This window comes from Lentzea sp. JNUCC 0626 (assembly GCF_043632865.1).
Classification (GTDB): Bacteria; Actinomycetota; Actinomycetes; order Mycobacteriales; family Pseudonocardiaceae; genus Lentzea.
In genome coordinates this window covers 3,242,109-3,268,729 of sequence record NZ_CP171635.1, presented here as the reverse complement: position 1 = coordinate 3,268,729, position 26,621 = coordinate 3,242,109, and the positions used below count along the sequence as shown (strand labels likewise).

Sequence of the window (26,621 nt, the reverse complement as noted above, 5' to 3'; positions counted from 1 at the left end):
TGGGGATGGGGGTGTCAGTCGAGGGGCTCGTCGAGCACGCGCAGGAACTCGGCCAGCACCGGGGTGGTGAACACGGCATCGAGAGCCAGCGGCAGCGCGAGTTCGTCTCGCAGCCCGGCGGCCACCGCGACCGCGTCGCCCGGTGTGCCGCCGAGATCGAAGAAGTGGTCGTGCGGCAGAAGTTCCGCGGTCCGCAGCGCTGCGGACCACGCCGCCAGAACTGCTTTTCGCACACGACTGGTGTCCGCGACCGGGCCGTCGCCGTGCGCTGCGAACTCGCGCCGGAGGCGGCCTCGGTCCAGCTTGCCCACGGGGGTCACCGGCAGCTCGGTGATCTCCAGAACGCGTTCGGGCATCATCACCGCGGGCAGTCTGCGGCGCAGGTTCCGCCGCACGGCGCCGACGAGCCAGGGACTCGCGTTGTCCGGCACCACGAAGGACACGAGCCGGTCGCGGCCGGCGGCGTGCGGTGCCCACACCGTCGCCGCCGCACGAACTCCGGGTTGCCGTACCAGGACCGCGTTCACGTGCTCGGGATTCACGTTGACCCCGTGGGCCACCGCCTCGTCGGAGGCTCGGCCCAGCACTTCCAGCGCGCCGTTCGAGCGTCGGCGGGCCACATCGCCGGTGCGGAACACCCGGTCGCGGGGGTCGTCCCGGAACGGGTTGGGCACGAAGCCGCCGTCAGCCTGGCCGACGTAGCCGTAGGTGCCGTACGGGGTTCGCACATGTGGCTGGCCGACCTCGCCGGGGCCGCACGGCGCGTTGCCGGTTGTCAGCACGAGAATCTCGGCCCCGCGCATGCTGATTCCGGCCGGGTTCGTCAGCTCGGGGGTGGTCCGGCTGACCCGGTGGCGAGACTGGATCATGGTGCATTCACTGGTGCCGTACAGGTTGACCAGTCGCGCGTTCGGCGCGATCCGGTGCCAGCGTTCGGCCAGCGCGCCGGTCATCGGCTCGCCCGAGAAGAACAGCCGCCTCAGCGCGGGAAGCTCGCCCACGGCGTCGGCACGGGCGAGCCAGCGACTGGACGTCGTGGGCATCGTGTGCGCGGAGGTCACCGCTTCGTCTCGCAGCCAGTCCAGGATGCCGGGGTCGGCCGGGGGCAGCGCCGGTACGTGCAGGGTGGCGCCGCTGATCAGCGGGGTGAAGATGTCCCGCAGCACTCCGTCGGTGACCAGGCTGGTGAGTTGCGCACACCGGTCTCCGGGCTCGAACCGGAACTCGCCCCGTTGCCACGTGAGGAAGTGGGCCAGGCTGTTGTGCCGTCCCAGCAACGCTTTCGGCACACCGGTGGTGCCCGACGTGAAGAAGACGTAGGCGGCGTCCCGCTCGGCGAGCGCCCGTGCGCCCGCACCGCCCCGGCGCACCACAGCCAAGTCGCCATCGTGCACCAGCACGTTGTCCACGTCGGCGTCTCGGCACCAGCGCGGCGGTTCACCGGTGACCAGCAGTGTCCTCGTCCCCGTTCGGTCCAGCAGCGTCGCCGGCAGGCCGGGGTCGGTCATGACCAGGACCGCACCCGCCTGCCACACCCCGAGCATGCTCGCGTACAGCTCGAAGCCGCGGCCACCGGCGCAGATCGCGACGGTCTGTCCCGGGCGGACGTCCAGCGACCGCAGGGTTTCCGCGACCTCGGAGGCCCGGTCGACCAGGTCGCCGTACGTCCACGAGCGGCCGGAGCTGACCAGGGCAGTCAGTGCGGGGTCGACCGCCGCGACCATCTCGGCGACGTTCGGGTACCGCCGCCGCACCTGCTGAACCACCGCCCGCGGTGCGTCCACAAGAGATAGGCGGCTCAATGAAGTGTCCGGCCGGCGTGCGGCGATTGCCAGCAGCTTCCGGTACGCCAGGAGGAAGCTGTCGACGAGCTCTGGACTGTGCACACCGGTGTGCCGCACCTCGACCTGGTGGTCGGGCCGAATCCTCATCGCCAGCGGAAACTCGGCGTCCGGGCCGGCGCTGTCGAGCACCGACATCCGCACGCCGCCGCAGTCCCGGCTCGATGGCGGCGGCACGACAACGTCGAAGGAGACCGCCGCGAGTGGCCCGCGGTCGAGATAGCCGCCGGGGACGAGTTCGGCCAGCACTGCCTCCACCGGGACACGTTGGTGTGCAAGGCTCGCCATGACCTCCTCGTGCACCGCGTGCAGCAGTTCCCGGAACGTCGGATCCGCGCGGAGATCAACGCGGATCAGGACGGCGTTCTCGAACGAGCCGATCTCCTGCAACGCCGCCTCGGGGCGACCGGACACCGGTAGCGCCACCGTCAGGTCCCGCTCCGCGGTGAACCGGGCGAGCAGCTGCACGAACGCTGTCAGCAACACCACCGGTTCCGGCACGTCGGGAAACGCCGCGGTCAGGTTCGCGATCACCGCTCGGTCCAGTGGCAGCGACCGCAGGGCGGCGGCCCCGTCGTTCTCAAGTGGACGATCGGGTGGCGGCATCACGCCGAAGGTGCCGCCGCTGAGACGCTCGACCCGGTGCTGAAGGTCTTCGTCCGAAGTGGAGTGCCGTGCTGCCTTCCCGGCGGCAGGCGCCGGTGTCGTCGACGCGTAACCCAGAGCGAGTTCGTCGAACAGCACCCAGGCCGACCAGGCATCCGCTACCGCGCGGTCCCAGCCGAGTGTGAGCTCGTGCTCCACGTCGTTGCGTCGCAGCAACGACACGTGCATCGAGTCGGTCAACCCGTGACGGGCCGCCACCGCCTCGACCACGTGCCGCATCCGCCCCTCGTCGAGCGGCCCGGACAACCCCACCGTCAGTCCGGCGCGGTGCCGGCCCTGCTCCGGCGAGGTCGCCGCGAGAAGAGCGAGCCGTTCCTGACGAGGCCGGGGATCGAGGGCCGCCGGCACTCCGGCCTGCTGTTCCCAGACCGAACCAGTGGTGGTCACGGCCGGGGCGCTCCGGGTCGCAGGACGTCGTAAGCACAGTTCAGGACCATGTCGAGGTCGGCGATGATGTCCTCCACCGGCTCGCAGCCGACACCGATGCGCACCATGTCGTCCGTGAGCAGCGCCTCGTTCGTGGCGTCCCAGGCGATTCCGGTGCGATGCCTGGTGTTGGAGGCGAAGTGCTCGTAGGTGGTCATGGCGCTGCCGTACGTGCAAGCCAGGTGCAATCCCGACCGCACGCGCAGCGAGTTGTGCCCCACCAGGCGTTCCGCGGTGTGTGCCACGTCCGGCGAGGCCGCGTGGAACACGACCTGCCCGCCCGCGAAACCGCACTGCTTCGCGTCGGCGACCCGGACCGCCGTGATGTCCGCGCGGGTGGCGAGATGAGTGGCGATCCGCTCCGCCTTGTCCGACAGGGCGGTCATCCGGTCCCGCAACGACACGGCCTGCGTCCAGATGGTCATGGCCGCGTCCGCGGACAGCATCACCAACCGGTCGACGACGGCGGCGAAGATCTTCGCCCGCAGCTCGTCGTCATCGGTCAGCACCATGCCGCCCAGCGCCATGCCCAGGCTCGCGTACTTGCTCAACGACAGGATCACCACGTCGGCGCCGAGCGGCATCAGGTCCTGCACGGGCTGCACCGACGAGTCCACCGCCAGCTTGGCCCCGAACCCGCGACCGATCTCCGCCAACCCGGCTACGTCAAGGCACTCCAGCCACCAGTTGCGCGGCGAGTCGCAGAACAACAGGTCCACGTTCCGTCCGGTCGCGGTGAGCTGCTCGCACGCTTCGGTCACCGCCCGCAGGTCGGCGAAGTCCACGGCCTGGATCGTCCACTCCAGACTGTCCCCCAGGGCCATCAACGCTCGCTCGACCTCGTAGTAGACGTAGCGGTCGTAGACGACGGTGCCACCCTTGGGCACGAGCCCCTGGAACGTGGCGACACAGGCCGAGGACCCGCTCGTCGTGGCCATCGCGTGTCGTGCCGGCGCACTGTCTCGGCGGATGAACTCGCACAGCGCGAGAACCGTCGGATTGCTGAACCGGGCGTACAGATGCCCCGGCGCCTGACCTGCCAGCGCCGCCGCCCGCCGGAGGGGATCGCTGAAGACGTGGGCCACGCCGGCGTGCCGGACCGGTTGGCGTGCGGGCAGCGTGAGCGTCGCCGTCGCCGAGTCCGTCACCAGTGGCTTCGCCTGCATGTCCCGCAACACCACGGGTTCACCCTTGGGGCCGGCCCAGCGGTCCGTGCCCCACTCGAAGTGCCACCACTCCTTGGCCAGCACCACGAACCCCGCGGCCTCCATCGCCGACCGCAGGACCTCCCGGTTGCGGGCCGCTTCCCGCTCCTGCTCGGTCTCCGGCGGGTTGTGCCGGTACCAGTCGGCGTGCGACCGCACCGAGAACTCGTCGAAACCCGTTCCCATGTAAGCGGGTTTGCCGTCGATGAGCAGGCTGACGTCCAGCGCGCCACCGGTGCCGTGAGGGTGGTAGCCGCCGGGCGGCGTGATGTACGCCGCTGCCAGCTCCCACGCCCGTTCGTAGTCGACGTCCTCGCTGACCATCAACTCGCGGGCGTACCTGTCGTAGATGGCGTGCTGCGTGCCCTGGGTCCGGTAGGCGTCCCAGATCAGCAGCTCGACCGGGCGGCCGATCTCCGCGTTCTCTCGCACCAGCTCCGCCGCGGTGAGCAGGTGCGGCAGCACTTCCTCGGCCACGAACGGGTGTCCCATTGCTCCGTCGAGGTCCTGCAGGTGGTAGATCAGCGCGGTCTTCACAGCGTCGACCGGCACGAGCGTTGTCATTGTCCCGTTCCTCGTCCGTGAGTTTCCGATTCGATCCGCCGCAGGGATCAGACACCCCGTTCGTCGCCCCACAGCAGGACGTGCAGGCGCGTGGTGAGATTCCAGCCACGCTCGACGACCTCGTCGGCCAGCGCGCCGAGGTGCTTGTCCAGCTCGGCTCCGCTCCGTCCCTGCGGCATGATCCACACCGGCGACAGCCCGAGTTCGGTCACGAGCGCCTCGACCTCGTGGAGGTCCTCGCTGTCGCGGCAGACGAACTTGAACGCGACATCCGGTGTGGCGGCGAGGTTCCGCAACGCCTCGGGCCGGATTCGCCTGCGCAGGGGATCCCCGGCGTGGGCCAGCTTCGGCGAGACGTTGAAGCGCACCCCGGCCGCGACCAGCGCGGGATCGGCCGCGTGGGTGCCGTTGGTCTCGATCTCCACCTGGACGCCGTGCGTGGTCAGGATCTCCACCAGCGGCACCAGCCGGGCCTGTTGACCCAGCGGTTCGCCGCCGGAGATGACGATCAGCTCGACGCCGAACGCCAGCAGCTCGTCGGCCACCGACCTGACCGTGCGGCGGTGCAGTTCCTCCTTGGGGTCGTACTTCACCCCGGTCTCGCCGATGCCCTGCCAGTCCCACGTGTACGGGGTGTCGCACCACGTGCAAGACAGGTTGCACCCGCCCAGTCGCAGGAACGCGCACCGGCGTCCCGTCGAGGGCCCCTCGCCCTGGACTGTGGGCCCGAAGATCTCGTTGACGACGAGTTCGGCGGCGCTCATGCGGCGTACTCCGTCGGATCCTTGACGCCGGCGTGCACGAACGCCCCACGGCGCTCAAGACACGACGCGCACACTCCACAGTGGATCTCCTGGCCGCGGAAGCAGGTCCACGTGCTCGCCCACGGCACGCCGAGCTCCTCACCCAGGGCGATCACCTCCGGTTTGTGCAACGCCACCAAGGGCGCCAGCAGCTCGACCTCCGGTTTGGCGATCGCGACCCGTTCCATGGCCTGGAACAGCCGCAGGAACTCCGGCGAGGTGTCCGAAGGCCCGACGTCGTCGGCCATCACCCCGAAAGCGACCGCGTCCGCTTCCTCGACCACCGCGACGGCGAACGCCAGAGACAGCAGAATCGCGTTGCGGTTGGGCACGAGGTTGGGGTTGCGACCGCTCGGCGGGCGGGCGGCGTCCGGTACGGCCACGGACGGATCGGTCAGCGACGATCCGCGCATCACGGACCGCGCCGACCTCAGGTCCACCTCCTCGTAGCCGGCCGACAACCGTTCCGCGGCGGCTTGGGCGAACTGGAGTTCCTTGTGGTGGCGCTGCCCGTAGTCGACGGACATGACGTGCAGCTGATGGCCTTGAGCGGCCAGGTGGTGTGCCGTCACCACGGAGTCGATACCGCCGGACACCACCGCGACGATCCTGCTCACACCGCCTCCAGCGACACGCCGAGCTTGCCCAGCACGTCCCGCCGGGACACCACCGGTGCGAGCCCGCGTCCGCCTCCGACCGGTGCGGCCAGCGGCTCGATCAGCGTCTCCGGATCGCTCTCGTAGAAGAACACCAGCGACAGCAGCTCCTCGTCCGGCGCCGTCGGGCTGGGACCGAGCACCCGGTGCGTCAGCGCCCGCCAGCGCCCGTCGGTCCACCGCTCCATCAGGTCGCCGAGGTTGACGATCAGCGAGTCCGGGCTGAAGGGCGGAGCGAACCAGCCGTCGGCCTCGTTCCACGCCTGGAGCCCGCCGACGCCCAGCTGCCGGCTCAGCACGGTGAACGTGCCGAGGTCGGTGTGCGGGCCGTTGCGCAGCTGACCGGCGGCGACCTGGCCGACCGCGTTCAACGACGGGTACCAGCTGGCGTTCTGCGTCCAGGTGGCCTCGGTGGCGCGAGAGGTGAAGAAGTCGACCGGCAGGCCCAGCGTTGCCGCGAGGATCTCGTTGATGCCGTGTGCGACCCGCAGCATGTGCGCGGTGTAGTCATCGGCGGCGGCTCGGAGCTCCGGCATCTCGGACGGCCAGCGGTTGGCCGGGTAGTAGTAGCGGTCCAGACCCGAGCTGTCGGCGTCACGCCCCGGGCCGATGTAGAACGACTCGTGCAGGTCCGGCGGGGCGTCGGTGGTGCCTTCGGCTTGGGGCACACCGACGCCACCGCCGGGGTGCATCTCGAGCCAGCCGCTGTCGTACGCCGCCTCGATGGCGTACTGGGCCTTGATCTCCTTGGGCAGCGCGAAGAACCGCCGCGCCGCCGCCCGGAAGCGATCGATCACCGCCCGCTCCACGCCGTGCCCGTCCAGCAGGAACATGCCGGTCGCGCGCAGTGCGGCGTCGAGTTCGGCCGCCACCGCGCCACGCCGGTCCGCGGAGGCCGACTGCCACTCCGCGAGATCCACAACGGGAACATCGGTCTGCACGTTCACTCTCCTCGCGTGAGTACGGCGTCGACGGACTTCCGGACGATGTCCAGTCCTTCGTCGATCTCGTGGTCGTTGATGGTCAGCGGTGGCAACAGCTTCACCACGTCGTCGGCGGCACCGGAGGTCTCCACCAGCAGGCCGCGGTCGAATGCCGCGGCGCACACCCGGCCGGCCGGCTCACCGATCCGGAGTCCGGCGGCCAGGCCACGTCCACGCACCTCGACGCCGGGGTGGGCCGCGGCGATCTCGGTCAGCGCCGCTGCCACTCGTTCTCCCTTGGCGCGCACGGACTTCTCCAGCGCGGCGTCGCTCCAGTACGTCCGCAGCGCTTCGGCGCCGGTGACGAACGACGGGCTCACCCCGCGGAAGGTGCCGTTGTGCTCGCCCGGCTGCCACACGTCCAGCTCCGGCCGCACCAGGGTGAGCGCCATCGGCAGGCCGTAGCCGCCGATCGACTTGGACAGGCAGATCATGTCCGGTACGACACCGGAGTCCTCGAAGCTGAAGAACGGCCCGGTCCGGCCGCACCCCATCTGCACGTCGTCGACGATCAACAGCACTCCGAACCGGCTGCACAGCAGGGAAAGCCGCTGCAACCAGCCATCGGACGCGGTGTGCAGACCGCCCTCGCCCTGCACCGTCTCGACGATCACCGCGGCGGGCCGGTCGAGCCCGCTGCCGGCGTCGGCGAGCAGGCCCTCCAGCAGTGCCACTCCGTCGCCCGACCGGTAGCCGTCGTACGGCATGGGCGTTGTGTGCACCAGCGGCACACCGGAGGCGGCGCGCTTGACGTTGTTGCCGCTGACCGCGAGCGCGCCGAGAGTCATGCCGTGGAAGGAGTTGGTGAAGCTGATCACCGCGTGCCGGCCGGTCACCTTGCGGGCCAGTTTGAGCGCGGCCTCGACGGCGTTGGCCCCTCCAGGCCCTGGGAACACGACCCTGTGGTCGAGCCCGCGTGGTCGCAGCACCAGCCGCTCGAACGTCTCCAGGAAATCGCGCTTGGCCACCGTGAACATGTCCAGCGCGTGCGTGACGCCGTCGCGGGACACGTAGTCCAGCAGGGCCTGCTTGAGCACGGGGTTGTTGTGCCCGTAGTTGAGTGCGCCCGCGCCGGCGAAGAAGTCGAGATAGGACGTGCCGTCCTCGGCGTGCAGCCGACTGCCCTCCGCCCGGTCGAACACCACCGGCCACAAGCGGCTGTAGCTGCGCACACGGGACTCCCGCGTGTCGAAGACGGTCACTCCGCGCCTCCCGTCCGCTCGGCGTTCTTCCGGGCGTGCAGCAGGAACCAGTGCCGGGCCAGGCGGATGCCGCTTTCGCTCCCTGCCCTCTGGACGTAGTCGCCAAAACGCTCGCGGTCGGCCACTGAGTCGTAGTCCTCGAAGATCGGCACCTGGCGCAGGAAGACGTCCAGGTCGGCCGACGTGTGGAAGAACTCCTCGTAGTGGAAGGTCTGCTCGCGCACGACCGTGAAACCGGCTTCCTCCAGGCTCTTCCGGGTCTCCAGCTCCACGGACGGGCCGCTCCAGCGGCCGAACAGCTGCCCGCGGCCGAAGACCTCCTTGAGCTCGCGCACGTCGTGGCCGCCGATGCCCAGGTGCACCAGTGAGCCGCCGGGCCGCAGGACGCGCCGGTACTCGTCCGGGAACACCGGCCCGCGCCGTGACGTGATCACGTCGAAGTAGTCGGCGCGGAAACCTGTCGAACCGGCGTCCCGCAGCTCGAAGTCCACAGTGGACAGATCGCCCTGGTGGAGTTTCGCCGACGCCAGCATCTCCTGCGACAGATCGATGCCGACCACGTGGCCGTACCTGGGGGCGAGCCGGAGCAGGTTGCGGCCGTCGGCGCACCCGACGTCGAGCAGGCGCGCGTCCGGACCGCTGAGCGCGGTCGCGATGGCGTCGAACGCGTCCTCGGGATCACCGTCCGGGAACACCTCGGTGCGGCGCGCGCCGCTGGAGTAGCCGCCGAACCGGTCGGCCACCTTCGAATAGAATTCCGGGTTCATCGCCATTCCACCTCGTTGGGGTCCCGGAGCAGGCGCGCTCCGAGAGTGAGGACGATCGCCGCCACACCGGCGGCCGGACCCAGCAGCACCGCTGTGGTCGCGCCGTGCGCATCGGCCGCGGTAGCGCCGAGAACGGTGCCGGCGGAGAAGCCGACCGCGGTCACGCTGACCGCCCAGCCCTGCACCGCGCCGTCCGCGCCGGGCGGCGTGAGCGCGTCGATCGTGGTGTAGAACCGGGCGAACGCGGTGCCGACCGCGACGCCCGCGACGGGGCTGACGAGCAGAGCGGCCGCCGGTGACGCGGTGGTCGCCGCCGCCAGCACGGCGGCACCGGCCGAGAAGACGCCGAGCAGGGTGCCCGTGCCGACCCGTGCCAGCGTCCGCGACGAGCCCAGAGCCAGCGCGCCGACGACGCTGCCCAGCGACAACCCGGCCAGCAACCAGCCGCTGTAGCCGGTCGCGTGCTGCTGCTGGGCGTAGATCGGCAGTGCCACCTCGATCGCGGAAAGCCCGGCGCAGTAGAGGAACTGCGCGCCGAACACCACCGCGAGCCCAGTTGTCCACCCACCTGCCCGCCGTTGCGGCCCGGCCGGTCGCGGCGGCAGACCGTCCTTGACCACCGGGAGCAGCAGGGCCACCGCGACCGACATCAGGACGCCGATCACCACGTAGGAGAACCCAGGCGGCGCGACTACGCTGAGCCACGCCGCCAGCAGCGGCGAGCTGACGAGCGTGACGTCCATCAGCGCCGACTCCAGCGCGGTGCCGGTCGGACGGTCGCGACCGCGATCCGCCGCCGCCCAGCGAGCCCGCAGCTGGATGCCGACCGGGGGCGTGCAGATCCCGACCACCACCGCCAGGCCGAACACCGCGGCGAGCGGAAGTTGCCGCACCGCCGCGAATCCCAGGCCCGCGACGCCGACGAGATAGCCCGTGACGCACACCGCGAGCACCAGACGTGCTCGCCGTGAGGTCGACAACCTCCCGCGCAGCGGACTCGTCACCGCGTTGGCGAACAGCACCACACCCACCGCGGTGCCGGCCGAGCCGTAGGAATACCGCGGCGACAGCAGCAACACGGTGCTGATCGGGAACATGTTGTAGGGGATCTTCGACAACACGCTCACCACCGCCAGCCGCCGAGCGGGCGCGCTCGACAGCACCTCCCGATACGGGGCGGCGAACCTCTTCGTGGCCGTCGGCATCAAGGCACCGGGTCGGGTTCGACGTCCAGCGACACCAGGGATCGGACGGTTTTCATGGTGGCCAGCACCGCGTCGGCGTCCGGCCCCGTGACGAACACGCTCAGCGGGATGTGCGAGCTGTCCGTGGTGACCCGGAGGTGGTCGCCGGGCCGGCAGTCCACCAGCACCCGGTCGATGCCAGGCATCCTGTCCAGGTGCTCGAGGCCGTGCACCGCGCGCAGCGTGCCGGGCCGGTCCTCGTTGTTGATGGCGAGCGACCCGAACACCGCCTTGAAGGCCGGCGGCTCGTCCATCAGCGCGGGCCGCCGGCCCAGGTAGCACTCCACCGAGTCGTGGAACGGCCGGATCACATCGCTGTGCCGGTCCCACATCTCGGTGAACGGCCCGCCGGGCAGGCGGGCCGCGACCTCGATCAGGTGCACCTCGCCGTCCTCGTCCAGCTTCACCTCGGTGTGGCTCGGCCCCAGCCGGATGCCGAACGCGTCCAAAGTGGACTGTACGAAGTCCGCGACCCGTTCGACCCTGGCGTCGGTGGGCGCGAGCTGGATCGTTTCCCAGACCGGGAAGTCGTAGTCGCGGTCGTCGGGCATCAGGTACTCCCAGACGTCGACCAACCGGTGTTCGCCGTCCACGCTGTAGAAGTTGACCGCGTACTCCGAGCCGCGCACGTACCGCTCCACCAGCCACTCGGTGATCGGCTCGCCGAACAGGTCGTGCGTGACCAGGTCGTCCAGCACGGGGAGGTCCGCCTCGGAGGACAGCACCACCACGCCCTGCGAGCAGGCGCCCATGGTGGGCTTGACGATCGCCGGGAAAGCGAGCTCGGCCACCGCCTGCCGCACCTGCTGTTCGTCGTGCGCCAACCGGAACTCGGGCACACGCAGGCCGGACTCGGCGGCACGCTCTCGCATGGCCGCCTTGTTGCGCCGAGCCCACGCGAACCGGGGGTTGTTGCCGGCCAGCCCCAGTCGGTCGGCGAGGTGATCTGCCAGGAACACGGCGCCCTCCGTCGCGGGCACCACCGCCCTGACGTCGAGCCCGCTGTCCGCGATCTGCCGCGCCACGGCGTCGATGTCCGCGCCGTACGTGGAGAAGTCGTCACCGGCTTCGTTGGCCGGCGTGCTCGCGCTGAACTCCGAGGTGTACAGCGAGGCGACGGCGAATCCCAGATCACCGGCGGCAGCCTTGTACTTCACTCCGCTGCGCACGGGATCGACGAGCAGGATCGCGGGTTTCCCCATGACGAGTTCTCCAAAGCGTGTGAACCAGTGGTGGTGTCAGGGACGGGCGAGCGAGAGGACTTCCCCGCGCAGCACGCTGTCGTCGCGGAAGACGCCGTGGAACGCGGTCGAGGTCATCAGGGCACTCGCCCTGATGCCGCGCATGGTCATGCACAGGTGCTCACCACGGGCGATCACCGCGACGTCCGGCGCCCCGGTGATGCGGGTGATGTCCGACGCGATGTCGGCCACCAGCCGTTCCTGCACCTGGAGCTTGTGCGCGTGCCGGTGCGCCACCCGAGCGAACTTCGACAGTCCGAGCAGCTCTCCGACCGGCCGGTAGGCGATGGTCACCGAGCAGTTGAAAGGCAACAGGTGGTGCTCGCACAGCGACCACACCTGGATGTCCGACACGATGACCAGCTGGCCGGTCGTCGTGGACTCGAACAGCGTCTCGACCACACCCGGTTCGTAGTCGATGAACTCCCGCCACCACCGGGCGAAGCGCTGCGGGGTGTCCCGCAGGCCGTCGCGGTCGGGATCCTCACCGATCTCCTTGAGCAGCTGCCGTGCCAGGTCGACCAGCGGGTCCTCGGTCAGCTCGGTCAGCTCGACCCGCTCACTGCTGTTGATCGTCATGTGCTGTTTCATCCACCTCGGTCAGGGGCGGTACTCGGCCCAGGTTTTCGGGGTCTCGGAGACCCGCACCGACGACAGTTCGGGGAAGTCGCCGCGCCAGCGGAAGAACAGCCACCTCGCCAGGTTCTCCGCGGTCGGGTTCTCTTCGACGACGTCGTTGAGATGGCGGTGGTCCACCGTCTCGTCGATCCACTTCTTGAACGAGGAGAGGTCGCCGTAGTCCCGCACGAACCCCACCTCTCCGAGGAGCTCGTCGATCGCGCTCAGTTCGAGCTCGACGACGTAGTTGTGGCCGTGCAGGCGGGCGCACTGATGCCCCGCGGGCAGGCCGGACAGCTGATGGCTGGCCGAGAACTCGAACTTCTTCGTGATTCGAAAAGTCATGACTCCGCGATCAGGCCTTCCCGGTCGAGTCGATCTGCAGAACCTCGGATGGGCACCCGGCTGCCGAAGACGCTCTGAGCACGCCCCCGACAGCCGGGCATGTGCTTTCCGAGTTACCAGCCCGGCGTCTGGCAGTTCTGGAAGCAAGCCACGTTGACGGACGTCGCGGAGACGGCCACGGCACTGCCCGCGACGGGGCCGGCCAGGATGGCCAGGGCTGCGGAGACGACTGCGATGATGCGAGAGATGCGCATAACGGCACTCCTTTTCTCGGTTACTTCGATTCTTTGCCGCTTGGACGCGCGGCGGCGTCGCGCACCGATTGCGGGTGTGCGCTGCATAGAGGGAATCAGGCTACTGTTTAACGTTCAAGCGGCAAGGTATCAGGCGACTGTTGAATGTTCAAGTGTTGCCATTGGTTGCGCTGGCGCCGAGGATCACGCTGAGCCCGAACGCCGCGACCGGTGCGCGTCGGACCAGTGCTGACGCCTTGCTCATGGAGGTGCTGTCTCCTCGAACGCGGAACGGGAGTGCGGCCACTCGAGTCATTCATGGTGTGAGTGCGCAGGTCAACGAAGGTGGTGGCGTTGTTCGGGTGATTGTTCGGGTGCGGCTCGTATGGCGTCTCAGTTGCTGGGTGAATGTGTGCCGTACATGCGCGAGTCGTTGACGTGCGGCTCTTCATGGCTGCAAAACAGGTTGTAAACAGGTTCTTCACAAGTTCGGACGAGTGGAGGACCGGCGCTGTTCCCGGTCTCTCGGCCGGTCCGTTCCGGCTTCGTCGCAGAAACCACTCGGCGGGCGGGGAAGTCGTTGTGGCACAACGACTTCCTGTAGCGGTCGCGAATCTCGGCGCACGCTGCCCGGACACCGCGTCGCCGAGCGCATCGGTCAGTTGACTTAGAGAGAGCGTTGTCCCGCTGCGAAGAGAGATGCCCGTCGTTGTCCGGAAGCGGCGGCGGATCAATTCAGTCCACAGTGGTCTTACTCAGGAGGAACGGATAGCGCATGTTGTTGTCGCCAGATGCTCTGGTCACGTCAAGGCCCTCGCTGCTGGTCGGCAGGGATGAGGTGATGTCGGTGTGCCGGGACGCGCTCGACGCCGCGCGGTCCGGGACGGGCGGCGTGGTCGTCGTTCGCGGCGGTGTGGGTGTCGGCAAGAGCTCCGCGTTGCGCGAGTTCGGCAGGGAGGCAGAGGCGACCGGGACGGTGACCGTGTTGAGCGCGGTCGGGACCTACGGTGAGCAGGGACGCGACCTCGGTCTTGTCGAGAGGTTGTTCCCGGAGCTGGGCAGGGCGTCGCTCACGCCCGCGTCCGCGGTCCGGGAGTGCCGTGATGGCGAGGATCCCGTCGTGCTCGTCGTCGACGAGCTCCAGTGGGCTGATCGTCACTCCTTGCAGTGGTTGTCGGTGCTCGCGGAACAGGCCGCCCAGCTGCCCGTCCTCCTGGTCGTCGCGGTGTGCGACGGCGCGCCGGGATCGAGTGGCAACGAGGTCGAGGACGTTCTCTACGCCGCGGCACATCACGTGAGGCTCGGCGGGCTCGACCGCTCCGGGGTGCGGGTGATGCTGGAACGGTTGCGGGATGAGCGGCCGTCCGAGTCGACCGTGACGGAATGCCTGCGCACCACCGGAGGTGTTCCGTTGCTGGTGACGGCGTTCGCCAACGTGGACACGGGCAGCGTCGCGCTGTCGACTCGGGTGCGGCTGCGTCGGATGGGCTCCGCGGCGGAGGAGATCTTCGCCTGCGTCGCGGTGTTCGGCACCGTGTCGGCGGACGCGGTGGCGCGGTTCTGCGGTCGTTCCAGCACCGAGGTCATCGCTCTGTGCGCGACGTTGCAGGCGGCGGGACTGATCGAGTGCGTGGAAACCGAGATCTCGGTCGCGCACCCTCTCGTGCGGCAGGCGGTGCTGGGGGAGTGCCCGCCCGCCGAACTGCGGGCGCTGCAAGGAAGAGCCGCGAGGTTCCGGCACACCGAGGGCGCCCGGCCCGCCGACGTCGCCCAGCACCTGCTGCAGGGTGAAACCGGCACCGAGAGCTGGGCGGCGGAGGTGCTGCGCGCCGCCGCGGAGAACGCGATGACGGCAGGCGATCCGGATCTGGCCGTGCGGTTGCTGCGCCGTGCACTGGCCGAGTCCCGGCACGATCGAGACCAGGAGCTGACCGTGCGGCTGCGCCTCGCCGAGGCCCTCGCGCGCACCGATGTCGTCGAGGCGTCGAGAACACTGGTCGCCGCGGTGAGGTCCGCGCCGCCGGCGACAGCGGTGGTGGATCTCGGCCTGTTCGATGTGATGCTGCTGGACGGGCGCGGGGATCAGGCGGCGATGGTCGCGGCAGCCGCAGACAAGAGCAACGGCGCCGCGGCGCGGGTGCTGGCCCGCACGTCGTGGCGGCACGAGGACCTGCCGGAGCCGCTGCTCGCCACCGAGGACGCGCTGATCTCCGCGCTCGGCGCGATGAACCACGCGATGGCGGGGAGGTCACAGGCCGCGGTGCTGGAGGTCGCGGCCGAACTCTCCGACCGCCCGCCGATCGACACCGACGTGATGCTGGCGCGGATCATCTCCACCGACCTGTTCCTCTTCGCGGGTGGGCTCGCCAGCGCGTTGGACACCTGCGATCCCGTCGTCGCCCTCGCTGAATCCCTGCGGCACCGGCCCGTGCTGGCCTGTGCGCTGGCCGTGCGCGCGCATGTCCGGCAGCGCAAGGGGGAACTCGTCGCGGCCGCGTTGGACGCGGAACGTGCGCTCGACGAGGCGATCGCGTGCGGCTTGGACCAGACGGGCACAGCGGTCCGGTCGATGCTCGCCCGGCTCGTCGACATCTCCCTGGACATGGGTGACACCGGTGGTGCCGCCGACCTCCTCAGGGCGAGTCAGCCCATCGACACCGACATCGGCGAGCCCGGAAGTGAGGCGCTCCTCTTCGCACGGGGGCGGTTGCGCGCCACCACCGGCGACTTCCACCGAGCTCGTGCCGATCTGATGCGGTGCGGCGACCTGGTGGTGTCCAAGGGGATTCGCAATCCGGCAGGGGTGCCCTGGCAGGGCAGGCTCGCCGTGGTGCTGGCAGCGGTCGGAGCCGGACGGTCCGCGCTGGACCTCGCCACCACCGAGATCGAGGCGGCACGACGGTGGGGAGCCCCCGCGACGATCGCGCGGGCGTTGCTCACCGGCACGGCGGTGATGACCGGTGATGCCATGACGATGCTCGACGAGGCAGCCGAGCTGCTCACCGGATCCGAGGACGTGTTCCTGCTCAGCAAGGTCCTTCTGCGCAGAGGTCGGCTGCTGTCGCACGACGGTGACGTGGCGGCCGCCAGGACCGAGTTGCGGCGGGCGCACGAGATCGCGGCCGGCCTGGAGTGCGATCACCTGCTCAGGCGCATCCGCGCCGAGATCGCCGCGGCGGGCGGCCGGCCTCCGAAACCCAGCATGGCGGGCGTCGGCAGCCTGACCGGAGCGGAGAGTCGCGTCGCCCGGCTCGCCGCGCGAGGGCACAAGAACCGGGAGATCGCCCGTGCGCTCTTCGTGCAGGAACGCACCGTCGAAGTGCACCTCACGAGGACCTATCGGAAGCTCGGCATCGAGAGCAGGGCTCAACTCGCCGGCCTGTTCGGCCAGGAGGGAGTGCCTGGCCCGTGACGCGACTGGAACCGCGGGTGGTCAGTCGTCGCTCACGAACTCGTGGAGCTGATGCCGCCCGCGGACACCGAGCTTCGCGTAGGCCTGGTGCAGATGCGATCCCACGGTGCGGGGCGAGAGGTACATGCGTTCCGCGATCTCGCGGTTGCGCAGCCCCTGAGCGGCGTGCCGGACGATCTCGCGCTGCTGGGCCGTGAGCGCGGCCAGCGGTGACTCGGCCTGCTGACCGCCGCCGACACCGGTGGCGCGCAGCTCGCGGCGGGTGATGTCGGTCAGCGCCGGCACGCCGAGGCGCCCGAACGTGTCCAGTGCCATGACGAGCAACGACCGGGCATCGACCGACCGTCGCTGCCGGCGCAGCCATTGCGCGTGGTGCAGCTGGGACATGGCGTGGTGCAGGGGCCATCTGGGTGCGGACGGATGGGTCGTCGCGACGCGGTAGTGCTCCTCGACGTCCTCGGCGTCGCCCAGCAGCGCTTCCGCGTGGTGCAGGGTGATGATCATGCGCTCGGTGAGGTGCGTGTGGGCGCGCACGGTGCGGACGATCGGCAGGACTTCCTGAGCACGGCCGGTCAAAGCCGCCGCGAGGGCGAGTTCGGTGAGCGACCGCGTCGAGAGCTGAGGATGCAGGGGCAGGCCGTCAGCGGTGAACAACGACCGCAACTGCCGATATGCGCCGTCGTTGTCGCCGTGCATCAGCGCGACCATGCCCGCGGCGCGCAGGACTCTGGCGTGCGTGGCCCCGTTCTCGCAGTGGTCCAGCGGCATCTCCCCAGGGCTCGTCACAGGTTCACCGCGCAGGGCGCGCAGCTCGTCCTGCAACGCCCTCGTGTCCACGGCGAGGTGCTGGTGCCTGCGGACCAGCGCGACGGAACGAAGCCTGCCCAGCAGTCGATCGGCCTGGTCCCAGTGCCCGGTGGCGATCAACGACGCCGCCACCAGAGGAAGGAAAGCGAGATCGATGCCTCGTACCTGCTGGGCTTCCAGCGCGGTGAGCACCGGGCGCACGGCGGCGACGCACTGTTCCGGTTCGTCGGCCAGAAACGCCACCACACCAAGACATTTCTGGCGGATGACATCGGCGAGCCCGTCCAGCGCACGGTGCACCGCGGCGCCCTCGGCACGGATCAGGTGCAAGGCGTGCGCCGGTTCCTCCACCGCCCTGACGAACTCCCTCACCGCCGGCCGGACATCCGGTGGCAGCAGGTCCGACGGAGTGCCGTCGTCGTCACCGAGATCCTCGATCGAGGAGCGCACTGCCCGCTGATGTTCCGGCAGGCCCGACTGGAACGCGATCGACGCCTGCAGTGAGATCAGCGTGAGTGCGGTGCCCTGACCAACCGGCCTGGTGAAGCGCAACGTGTTGTGTGCCAGCGAGAACGCCTCGCGCTGGGCACCGTCGAGCATCATCGCGTGCGCCGCGCCGACCGCGGCGGCCGCCCGCACTTGCGGATCGGTGCCGAAACCGACGAGCTTCGTGTGGAGGTCCAGCAACCACGCGGAGTCGCCGACGTAGTTCGCGGCGTGCAGGGCCTTCGCGTAGCGACCGGTTCGCTGGTCATCGGCCGGTGTGTGCTCGGCGGACCGTTCGAACGCCCGTGCCGCAGCTTCGAAAGCCCCGCGTCGCAGCGCGGCCTCGGCGGCCTGCTCCAGCGTCCCCGCGACCGATTCGTCCGCCAGCACGGTGCCTTCGGCGAGGTGCCACGCCCGCCACTCCGGTGGTGACACGTCGGCCAGATCGCGATGTGCACGGGCACGCCGGCTCGCGGGTGCGCACTCGTAGACGGTGTGCTGGATCAGCGGGTGGTGGAAGACGACGTGACCGCGGGCGATGGTGACCAGGTCGGCCTTCTCGGCGGGTTCCCAGCCGGACAGGTCGTTGCTCGCGCCGCTGGCCCGCATCACCGCTCTGAGGTCGCCGTCGTGGTGCGCGGCGGCGTAGAGCAGCAGCCGGGCCGTCTGCACCGGCATCGCGCGGACCCGGTGGGCGAAGAGCTCACGGGTGCGGTGGCTCATCGTGCCCTCGGGCGAGAAGGCGCGGCTGAGCTCGATCAGCGCCAACGGGTTGCCCTTGGCCCGCCGCAGCACGTCGAGCCGTGCGGACCCGGTCACCGGCCACGGCAACGCGTCGACGAGCTGCGCGGCGTCAGGCGGGTCGAGCGGGTCGAGTTCGACGATCTTCGTGGTAGCGGTCGCCCATCTCGGCCGGGTGAACCCCTGCTTGGTCACCACCATCGCGACGGCCGGCGTGTCCAGCCCGCGCAGCACGAGGGACAGCAGGTCGTGCGAGGCGCCGTCCGCCAGGTGGATGTCGTCGACGAGCACGATGGTGGGGCCGGCGCCGGCGGAGATCGTCGTCAGCAGTTCGACCACCGCGGTGCACAGCACCAGGTGGTTCGGCGTGTCGTCCTCGGCGGCGATGCCGACGGCGAGACGCAGTTCCCGGCTCAGGTGTGGTGGCAGCTTGGCGATTTCGGGCATCACCGGGCCGAGCAGCTGCCGCAGCAACCAGAAGGGGCGCGCGGCCTCGTCCTGGCAGGCGCGGGCGGCGAGCACCCGCCACCCCGCCCGCGCCGCCGCGTGCGCGGTGGCGTCGACCAACGAGGTCTTTCCCGAGCCCGTCTCACCGAGTACGACAGCTGTCCGCGGTCCGGCGACCCCGGCGGTGACCAGGTCCGTGAGAGCGCTCACCTGGGCGTCACGCCCGGTCAGTCGATGCTCTGGTGTCATGGTGTGCTCGGCCGTCCTGGAGGTGAGGTAAGCGCTTTCCGGCTGCCGTGCAAGGCGTTCGGTGTCTTCGCTTTGCTTTCGTATTCGATCGAAACTGCTGCTGAAAAGAAGCAAATAAGAAGCATCCAAACATGTCAAGGCGACCGGGCGGGACTGTGACAAGGCCGATGTGCCTGCGCGTCTGACCGGGTGCGACCGGGTGCGGTCGCCCGCCGGCCGTCGCCTGCTAACGTCGTTGTGTGCCCGCTGAGCAGCCCGTTTTCGCCGAGGAACGGCAACAGAAGATCCTCGCGATGGTCAACGCGCAGGGGCGGGTCCGGATCGCTGAACTGGTGACGGTGCTCAAGGTGTCGGAACCCACGATCCGCAAGGACCTGAGCTCGCTGGAGGAGAGCAGGCTCGTGCGCCGCACGCACGGCGGCGCCATTGCGGTGCACACCCAGTTCGAGCGCACGATCGCCGCGCGCAGCGATCTGCACGGCGCGGCCAAGGACCTGATCGCGAAGGCGTGCCTGGCGGAGATCGTGGCCGGTGACTCGATCTTCCTCGACAGCGGCACGACCGTGCAGCGCATTGCCGAGATGCTGGACCAGGTGCACGTCAACGTCCTGACGAACGCGCTGGGTGTCGCCGCGACGCTGGCGGACCGGCCGATGGTCAGGCACACGCTGGTCGGGGGATCGGTGAGGTCGCTCGGCGGCACCCTGGTCGGCCCGGTGGCGATCGAGACGCTCGGCCGCTTCACCGTGAACACCGCGTTCATCAGCGCGAGCGGGTTCTCCAAGGACGGAGTGTCCGTTGCCGACGTGGCCGAGGCCCAGGTCAAGCAGACGGTGATCGAGCGGGCGCGGCGGGTCGTGCTGGCCATGGACAGCAGCAAGTTCGGTGTGCAGGACTTCGTCGCGGTCTGCCCGCTCGACCGGATCGACGTCGTGATCACCGAGGCCGCGTGCGACGACGTCATGGCGATCTGCGCCGAGCACGGGGTTCGTCTGCTGATCGTCTGAGCCGGTGCGGCAGGCGCAGGCCGTTGCCGGTCCAGCGGATCCCCCGCAGGTCGCGCACCGCTACGGCGGCGGGCGCCCGAAGGCCGACGCCGACCACCTCTGCCGGGCGTGCGGCGAGTCCCGCGGCCACTCCGACCGGACTGTCCTCGAAGATCACGCACTCGCTGACCGGTAGCCCGAGCCCGGTGGCGCCGCGGAGGTAGCCCTCGGGATCGGGCTTGCCGCGCGTCACGTCGTCGCCGGTGATGGTGACCGGCGGAGGTGGCAGTCCGGCGGCGGCGAACCGGGCCGCCAGCAGACCGGGGGACGCGGACGTCACCACACCCCAGTTCGCGGCCAGAGACGAGAGCAGATCACGGGCACCGGGGACGGGCGAGGTGCTGATGGCGTCGCAGATCTTGATGGTGTTGATGCGGCGCAATGCCGGCCCGTGCAGGACCAACGGCAGATGAAGTCGTACGGTCTCCGCCGATCGACGGCCGTGCACGCCCTGGAGAACGACGTCGGGGTCGAGTCCGTACTCCGTCGCCCACTGCCTCCACGCCGTCTCTCCAGCTGCTGTGGAGTCGACGAGGACACCGTCGACGTCGAACAGCACGCCCCGGCAGCTCAGCTTCACGATGCGATCACGGCCTTGTCGGTTCGCGGCGAACGATTTCGTAACGCGAGTGCCCGCTGTGCCAGGGCACAGCGGGCACTCGTGACGTCACCGCGGGGGTGACGTCGCCCTGATCGGCGGGTGGACGTCGCGCAGCCGCTGCCATGATCGCGCGTCGCCCACCGCCTCCACCTCGGGCCGGTGGTTCGGTCACATCAGCGTGCAGGGGTTGCGAAAGGCCGGGTACTCCTGGCTTCTCGCGGGCACGACCTGCTCGGTGACGATCTCGGAGGACCGCAGCCGGTCCGCGACGCCCTGGTCGACCACGGCGTGGTGCGTCGACTGGACGGAAAGCGGTGTCCCGGCCAAGGGGTGCGACCTGCTGGGCATGCGGAACCTCCTCGGAGAGAACGGACTTCGGTCGCTTCAGTCAGTCACGACCCGAGTGCACGGGTCAACGGATCCGGCGGCATTGTTCGGTTCATTGTTCGGGTGCGACTCGGTTGGTGTCTCGAGTTGCGGTGCAAATGTGTGCCGTCACGCCGTGCCCTGATCGTTGACGAGCTTTTTCGGAAGTGTTTGCCTGTGTGCTGTCACCTCGCCGGACGGCCGGATGTGCTCGATTCCGCTGATCCGCGCGGTTTTTCCCCGCTTCCGCTCTCGCGACCACATCCGCCTACTGCGCCGAGGAGGCGTTCGATGACGACGACCGTCGGTGTCCATGTTCTGGCGCGGTTCCACGACGGATGGCGCATGTGCGTGGCCGCCTCGTCATCGGCAGTGGTGACGGGTGCGGTGCAGCAGTGGGAGACCCCGACGTCGGCCGCGCTGCGGCACGTGGTCGCCAAGACCGGCTACGAGGGCAGACTGGTGGCCGCGCTCAGCCCGGACGGACGTTTACTTCCTTTATCAGAGAAGGCAGACCTGTTCGTCGCTGTGGTCGACCGTGCCTATCTGCAGACCGTGCGGGTCGAGTCCGTCAGCTGGCTGCGCCTGCCGGAGGCGGAGGGTGCGAACCCTCTCGCCGCGCTGTTGTTCGGCCAGATCGACGACGTCGTGGCGCGCCCACCCGTTGAACGCGACGAGGACCTCCGGCGGGAGTTGCTGCACCGGTACGCGAAGGACGAGGAGTCGCGCTTCGCCTGGTGGGTGGACAGGTCCGAGGCGAACCGGCAGCGGGTGAGGCAGGTGGACCGGGAGAACACCCCGTGGCTGAAGGAGATCGTTCGGCAGCGGGGATGGCCGGGCATCGCTCTCGTCGGCGCCGAGGCCGCCGAAGCGGCCTGGAGCCTGATCCTGCACGCCGACCTCGACCGGGCGTTCCAGCTCGACTGCGTGGACCTGCTCGCGGTGGAGGTCACCGGAGGTGCGGCGCCCGCGAAACACCTGGCGCATCTGGAGGATCGAGTGCGCGTGCACACCGGCCGGCCGCAGATCTTCGCCACGCTCGTCTGGACCGACGACGAAGGTCGCGCCATCGCTTATTCCACTGTGGACACGGATACCGTGCGGCAGCGCCGAGCCGACTGGGGCCTCGCGGATCTGCCCCTCGCCGAGTTCGAGCAGGCACCTGAACTGAGCTGAGTGCCGGGCGTGGCGTCCGCGGTCGTGGTGGGAGATCTAGCTCCTCGCCACCGACCTCGGAGACTGGCGAGTCGGGCGCTCGGGAAGTGGCCGCGACGGTCATCGGTGAGCTTACGCGTGCATCGAAAGCGCGCGGGAAGCTGCGAACGGGCAACAGCAGGGTGGCCGACCTGGCTGCCAGGGTCAGCTGACCGGCCTGTCCCTACCCGGCCAACAACGCCGGAAGCTCGTTGGGCGAGTCGATCACCCGGCCCGCATCCCTGTCAACGAGCGGATCGTCAGCCCAGAGATGGCCCCAGGAGCCATCACGGATCAACGCTGTCCGAAGCCCGGCGGCTTTCGCCGCGACGCTGCGGATAACCGCGTGAGAGCCAGGAAGGGTGGCAGGTCGTGCTCAGACGACCCGCCGTTGATCGTCGATCACGGTGTTTCCGCAGTTCAGAGTTGTGTGGCAGTAGGTATCCAGGATTGACCCTGTTTGATGAACCTCGCTCGTGCACGCCTGTGGTCGAAGCCGGACCGCTCCGCCGGACCTCGGCTCGATCGAGGGCGCGATCGATCTCGTGATCAACGGTGTGGTCGTCGTCGACCAGGTTGCCCTGTGTGCTGTGCTGATCACGGTTGGTGGCGTGTGCGGGTGCCTTGTGGGCGAGCTGGATCACACTCTTTTGCTGCCCTTTGAACTTTCAATTGATCGTCCTGAGGGCTGGATTCGAAGAGTTCGCTGATCGCAGCAGTGGAGAGAGCCTGAATTGGGTGGGCGGGCCGGCTTCGCGCTTGCGGGAGGGCTCGGAGGTGTCAGCGGTGTGTCAGCGGGCCTGGTGAGGATCGCCGGCATGGATATCTCCGCCGCCTTCGCGCGTCTGCGAGACGATGCTCGCAACTGGACTTTGGCCGGAATGTCGTTGGTGTTCCTGGTCAATCTGCTGATCATGTGGAACACGGAGACCGTTCCCGCGGTCGAGGCCGCACTGCCCGATGTGGACCCTGGTGTGCCTGTCGTGTCGGCGGGTCTGGTGATGCTGTTGCTGGTGCGGACGAGCGTGTGGGGTCAGCGCGCTTGAGCGGACCAAAGAAATGCATCAATAGGGAATGGAATTGCAGGGGAGGTGGCCGATGACGGTCGACCACAGCATTTCCAACAGGTCGCTCGTTCCGCACACGTCTGGTCGGCGCGCGCCGTTGTTGACGATTCCGGCGTTCGCGGACCTCAAGTACCGGTTGCTGGGGCCGGTTGCGGTGGTCGGGGCTGATGGGCCTGCTCGGCTTGGTGGGCCCAAGCAGCGGACTGTGCTGGCGGCGTTGTTGCTCAACGCCAATCAGGTCGTGTCCGAGGACCAGCTCATCGACCTGTTGTGGGAGGACCGGCCGCCTGCCAGTGCTCGGGGGCAGCTGCAGGTTCGGGTTTGGGAGCTGCGGAAGTTGCTCGGCCGTGAGGTGATCGTGCGGCGCGAGCCCGGGTACCTGATCGAGGTCGGGGCCGGTGAGTTGGACGTCGAGGTCTTCGGCGAGATCACCAAGGATGCTCGGCGGCTCATCGGGTGTGGCGAGCCGCGCCTTGGCGTCGACCGGCTGCGTGCTGTGCTCGAGTTGTGGCAGGGGCCGCCGTTGGGTGGCGTTACCGAGATGCTCGTTCGTCGCAGCGGTCAGGTGCTCGCGGAGCAGAGGGTGGCGGCGCTCGAGACGTTGTTCGACGCCGAGCTTGCGATCGGGCGGCACGCGCACGTGGTGCAGGAGCTGCGTCGGTACGTCAACGAGTACCCCTTCGGGGAACGGCTGCAGGAACAGCTGATGCTGGCGTTGCAGCGGTCTGGGCGGACGCCGGAGGCGTTGGAGGTCTACCACGAGACGCGCGAGCGTCTTGACGCCGAGCTCGGAGTCGAGCCTGGGAAGCGGCTGCGTGCCATGCACGTGCAGGTGCTGCAGGGTGATGGCGACGAGCCCGAGGCCGTTGCCCCACAGGCGGTCGAGGTCGTCGCACCGCCGCCGCCCGCGGAGCTGCCCCGGGACGTGCGCGGGTTTGCCGGGCGGGCCGAGCAGCTGGCGCGGCTGGATCGGCAGCTCGCTTCCTGGGAGGCTGACCGCACGTCGGACGTGTGGGTGGTGCACGGCATTCCCGGTGTCGGCAAGACCGCGTTGGCGCTGCACTGGGCTCATCGCGTGCGGGAGCAGTTTCCTGACGGGCAGCTGTACGTGAACCTGCGCGGGTTCGACGCCGACCGCGAGCCCATGGAGCCGACGGTGGCGCTGGCTCAGCTGTTGCGCGCGCTCGGTGTCGACCCGCAACGGGTGCCGGAGGAGGTCGACGCGCAGGCCGGGCTCTACCGGTCGCTGCTCGCGGATCGCCGGGTGTTGCTGGTGCTCGACAACGCGCGGAACGCCGAGCAGGTGCTGCCGTTGCTGCCGCCCACGGGAACTGTGCTGGTCACCAGCCGGAATCGGCTCGGGCGGCTGGTCGCCGAGCTCGGTGCGTTCTCGCTCGGTCTGGGGCCGCTCACCGACGAGGACTCGCGGGCCCTGCTCGGAGGGCTGCTCGGGCAGAGGCGGATGGCCGCCGAGGCTGAGGCCGCCGGCGAGCTCGCGCGGTTGTGCGGGCATCTGCCGCTGGCGATGCGCATCGCCGCCGCGAACATCGCGACGAGCCCGGACAGCACGGTCGCGGCGATGACCGCGGGACTGGCCAAGGGCGACCGGCTCAACGAGCTGATCCTCGACGACGCCGAGGAGAGCGCGGTGACGCGGGCGTTCGCGGTCTCCTACGAGGCGCTCGCGCCGGAGCTGCGGCGGCTGTTCCGGTTGCTGGGGCTGGCCCCCTGTCCCGACTTCACCGCCTCCGGTGCCGCGGCACTCACCGGTGACCCGGTCGACGTCGTGGCGCGTCAGCTGCGTCAGCTCGCCGCCGCGCACCTGGTCGAGCAGCACGTGATCGGTCGTTACCGGCTGCACGACCTGTTGCGGGCCTATGCGCTTCGGCAGGCCTTAGCGGACGAGCCGGCCCAGTCGCGGGCCCAGGCCTGGCAGCGGTTCATCGCGCGGTACCTCTCCGGTGCCGACGCGGCCGAGCGCATGTTCGGCCGCAAGCACGAGACCCGGCTGCCGCGCGAACCCGTTGTGGTGCTGGACAACCCGATCTCCTTTGCGGACTCGGCCGAGGCCGCGGCCTGGCTCGACGCCGAACACGAGAACCTGTCCGCCGTCGTCACGCAGGCCGTGACGGAAGGGCCGTTCCCCGTCGCCTGGTACCTCGCGGACGCCGTGCGCGCGCTGTTCTACCACCGCGGCCGGCGGGTGCAATGGGTCGAACTCGCGACCGCGGTCCTGGCCGCCGCGCGCCGGCACCACGTCCCCGCGGTGGAAGCGGTCACGGCGCAGAGCATCGGGCTGGCGTTCGTCCACAGGGAACGCCACGAGCAGGCGATCGAGTGGATGACCGAGGCACTGCGCGTGTTCGAGAAGGTCGACTGGCCGGAGGGCAAGGCTTCCGCGCTCAACGCGTCGGCGATCGCGTTGCGCGTGGCGTGCCGGTTCGACCGGGCGGCCGAGCAGTTCGAGGGTGCGCTGGCGCTGCAACGGTCGTCCGGCCACCGGCTGGGGCAGATGATCGCGCTCAACAACCTCGCCTCGGTGCACCGGCAGCGGAGCGCGCTCGACGCGGCGCGTGCCTGCCTGGACGAGGCACTGGAGCTCGCGGCCGCCGAGCACTACCAGCTCGGCACGGCCGCGGTGCTCGTCGGGATCGGGCTCGTGCAACGGTTGCAGGACGATCTGCCCGGCGCGCGGCGGTCGCTGACCAAGGCGTTCGAGCAGCACTTGGCGCTGTCCCATCCGTACGGCCAAGCTTCGGCGTTGTGCGGGCTGAGCCTCGTGTCGAACGATCTCGGCGACTTCGCACAGGGTCGCGCACAGGCGTTGCGGGGACTGGAGATCGCCCGCCACGAGCAGAACCGCGAGACCGAGGTCGGGGCGCTCAACGCACTGGCCGCCGCCGAGGCGGCACTCGGCGAGACGGAGTCGGCGGTGCGCCACCAGCAGGAGGCCGTCGAGGTGGCACGGGACTGGGGTTCGCCCTGGCACGTGGCGGAAGCGCTCTCCGGGATGGCGGCCGTTCTCGGCACCCGCGGTGACCACGACGAGGTGCTGCTGGTCGGCGCCGAAGCGTTGCGGCTGGCGCGGAACGACAGGTTGCGGCAGATCGAGGTGCACTGCCTGCTGGCACTGGCGCGGGCGCAGGCGGGTCTGGGCGACCGGGGCGTCGCACACGGTCTGTGCGCGGAGGGACTGACTCTCGCGGAGGGTCTGCCGGCGCTCGAACGCCGTGCCCGGGAGGCGCTCGCGGAGTTCTGAGGTCGCGGGAAACGGGGCGGTTCGGGCACGTTCCGGACCGCCCCGTTTCCGCTGTCCAGCTCGTCACGGAAAGCAGCGCTTCCGTTGCGATGAGTCACTTTCAGGTGCGGGGAAGTCGGTGGAAGCGAGCGGCAAGCCGTCCTTCCTAGCTT

Annotated in this window: 21 protein-coding genes; 6 read left to right on the top strand and 15 right to left on the bottom strand. The window is 69.6% G+C overall.

Annotated elements, in window-relative coordinates; translation table 11 throughout:
- Positions 1-14: 14 nt before the first annotated feature.
- From JNUCC0626_RS14230 to JNUCC0626_RS14175, 12 genes are all read right to left on the bottom strand, one after another.
- The gene (locus tag JNUCC0626_RS14230) at positions 15-2,894 is read right to left on the bottom strand and encodes an AMP-binding protein (RefSeq protein WP_394620209.1); all 2,880 of its coding nucleotides are present in this window, start codon (positions 2,892-2,894) and stop codon (positions 15-17) included.
- Positions 2,891-4,702: a PLP-dependent transferase gene (locus JNUCC0626_RS14225; RefSeq protein ID WP_394620208.1), complete on the bottom strand. Its 1,812-nt coding sequence runs from the start codon at positions 4,700-4,702 to the stop codon at positions 2,891-2,893. The genes JNUCC0626_RS14230 and JNUCC0626_RS14225 overlap by 4 nt, the downstream gene beginning before the upstream one ends.
- A 47-nt stretch (positions 4,703-4,749) precedes the next feature.
- Positions 4,750-5,466, bottom strand: coding sequence for a 7-carboxy-7-deazaguanine synthase QueE (locus JNUCC0626_RS14220; RefSeq protein WP_394620207.1), 717 nt, complete (start codon positions 5,464-5,466; stop codon positions 4,750-4,752).
- Positions 5,463-6,122 carry a 7-cyano-7-deazaguanine synthase gene (locus tag JNUCC0626_RS14215; RefSeq protein WP_394620206.1) on the bottom strand — a complete coding sequence of 220 codons (660 nt, stop codon included), beginning with the start codon at positions 6,120-6,122 and terminating at the stop codon, positions 5,463-5,465. The genes JNUCC0626_RS14220 and JNUCC0626_RS14215 overlap by 4 nt, the downstream gene beginning before the upstream one ends.
- Positions 6,119-7,102: an isopenicillin N synthase family dioxygenase gene (locus JNUCC0626_RS14210; RefSeq protein WP_394620205.1), complete on the bottom strand. Its 984-nt coding sequence runs from the start codon at positions 7,100-7,102 to the stop codon at positions 6,119-6,121. The genes JNUCC0626_RS14215 and JNUCC0626_RS14210 overlap by 4 nt, the downstream gene beginning before the upstream one ends.
- 2 nt (positions 7,103-7,104) lie before the next feature.
- Entirely contained in the window at positions 7,105-8,346 is a 1,242-nt protein-coding gene (gene ectB, locus JNUCC0626_RS14205; protein WP_394620204.1) for a diaminobutyrate--2-oxoglutarate transaminase, read from the bottom strand.
- On the bottom strand, positions 8,343-9,113 hold the full coding sequence (locus JNUCC0626_RS14200; protein ID WP_394620203.1) for a class I SAM-dependent methyltransferase: 771 nt from the start codon (positions 9,111-9,113) through the stop codon (positions 8,343-8,345). The genes ectB and JNUCC0626_RS14200 overlap by 4 nt, the downstream gene beginning before the upstream one ends.
- Positions 9,110-10,318, bottom strand: coding sequence for an MFS transporter (locus tag JNUCC0626_RS14195; protein WP_394620202.1), 1,209 nt, complete (start codon positions 10,316-10,318; stop codon positions 9,110-9,112). The genes JNUCC0626_RS14200 and JNUCC0626_RS14195 overlap by 4 nt, the downstream gene beginning before the upstream one ends.
- Positions 10,318-11,559 (bottom strand): ATP-grasp domain-containing protein, encoded by a 1,242-nt coding sequence (locus JNUCC0626_RS14190; RefSeq protein ID WP_394620201.1) that lies wholly within the window; start codon positions 11,557-11,559, stop codon positions 10,318-10,320. The genes JNUCC0626_RS14195 and JNUCC0626_RS14190 overlap by 1 nt, the downstream gene beginning before the upstream one ends.
- A gap of 36 nt (positions 11,560-11,595) precedes the next feature.
- Positions 11,596-12,177 (bottom strand): GTP cyclohydrolase I, encoded by a 582-nt coding sequence (gene folE / locus JNUCC0626_RS14185; protein ID WP_394620200.1) that lies wholly within the window; start codon positions 12,175-12,177, stop codon positions 11,596-11,598.
- Between the two features lie 21 nt (positions 12,178-12,198).
- Positions 12,199-12,561, bottom strand: a complete 363-nt coding sequence (locus JNUCC0626_RS14180) for a 6-pyruvoyl trahydropterin synthase family protein (RefSeq protein ID WP_394620199.1) — start codon at positions 12,559-12,561, stop codon at positions 12,199-12,201.
- Between the two features lie 113 nt (positions 12,562-12,674).
- The gene (locus JNUCC0626_RS14175; protein ID WP_394620198.1) at positions 12,675-12,815 is read right to left on the bottom strand and encodes a hypothetical protein; all 141 of its coding nucleotides are present in this window, start codon (positions 12,813-12,815) and stop codon (positions 12,675-12,677) included.
- Between the two features lie 754 nt (positions 12,816-13,569).
- Between JNUCC0626_RS14175 and JNUCC0626_RS14170 the strand changes: the two genes are divergently transcribed.
- Positions 13,570-16,206, top strand: a complete 2,637-nt coding sequence (locus JNUCC0626_RS14170) for a LuxR C-terminal-related transcriptional regulator (RefSeq protein WP_394620197.1) — start codon at positions 13,570-13,572, stop codon at positions 16,204-16,206.
- 21 nt (positions 16,207-16,227) lie between these two features.
- Here JNUCC0626_RS14170 and JNUCC0626_RS14165 read toward each other — a convergent pair whose 3' ends face one another.
- Entirely contained in the window at positions 16,228-18,936 is a 2,709-nt protein-coding gene (locus tag JNUCC0626_RS14165; RefSeq protein WP_394620196.1) for a helix-turn-helix transcriptional regulator, read from the bottom strand.
- Between the two features lie 239 nt (positions 18,937-19,175).
- Here JNUCC0626_RS14165 and JNUCC0626_RS14160 point away from each other — a divergent pair, with 239 nt between their 5' ends.
- Positions 19,176-19,943 carry a DeoR/GlpR family DNA-binding transcription regulator gene (locus JNUCC0626_RS14160; protein WP_394620195.1) on the top strand — a complete coding sequence of 256 codons (768 nt, stop codon included), beginning with the start codon at positions 19,176-19,178 and terminating at the stop codon, positions 19,941-19,943.
- Here the strand turns inward: JNUCC0626_RS14160 and JNUCC0626_RS14155 are convergent.
- The gene (locus JNUCC0626_RS14155) at positions 19,897-20,562 is read right to left on the bottom strand and encodes an HAD-IA family hydrolase (protein WP_394620194.1); all 666 of its coding nucleotides are present in this window, start codon (positions 20,560-20,562) and stop codon (positions 19,897-19,899) included. The genes JNUCC0626_RS14160 and JNUCC0626_RS14155 overlap by 47 nt on opposite strands.
- A gap of 189 nt (positions 20,563-20,751) precedes the next feature.
- Entirely contained in the window at positions 20,752-20,931 is a 180-nt protein-coding gene (locus JNUCC0626_RS14150; RefSeq protein ID WP_394620193.1) for a hypothetical protein, read from the bottom strand.
- Between the two features lie 309 nt (positions 20,932-21,240).
- Between JNUCC0626_RS14150 and JNUCC0626_RS14145 the strand changes: the two genes are divergently transcribed.
- The 4 genes from JNUCC0626_RS14145 to JNUCC0626_RS14130 all read left to right on the top strand — a co-directional run bounded on the left by JNUCC0626_RS14145 (position 21,241) and on the right by JNUCC0626_RS14130 (position 26,469).
- Positions 21,241-22,125 carry a DUF6624 domain-containing protein gene (locus JNUCC0626_RS14145; protein ID WP_394620192.1) on the top strand — a complete coding sequence of 295 codons (885 nt, stop codon included), beginning with the start codon at positions 21,241-21,243 and terminating at the stop codon, positions 22,123-22,125.
- 563 nt (positions 22,126-22,688) lie between these two features.
- Positions 22,689-22,853 carry a hypothetical protein gene (locus JNUCC0626_RS14140; RefSeq protein ID WP_394620191.1) on the top strand — a complete coding sequence of 55 codons (165 nt, stop codon included), beginning with the start codon at positions 22,689-22,691 and terminating at the stop codon, positions 22,851-22,853.
- A 108-nt stretch (positions 22,854-22,961) separates the two neighbouring features.
- Entirely contained in the window at positions 22,962-23,189 is a 228-nt protein-coding gene (locus JNUCC0626_RS14135) for a hypothetical protein (RefSeq protein WP_394620190.1), read from the top strand.
- A gap of 52 nt (positions 23,190-23,241) precedes the next feature.
- Complete coding sequence (locus JNUCC0626_RS14130; RefSeq protein WP_394620189.1) at positions 23,242-26,469, top strand: AfsR/SARP family transcriptional regulator; 3,228 nt, start codon at positions 23,242-23,244, stop codon at positions 26,467-26,469.
- Positions 26,470-26,621 lie beyond the last annotated feature (152 nt).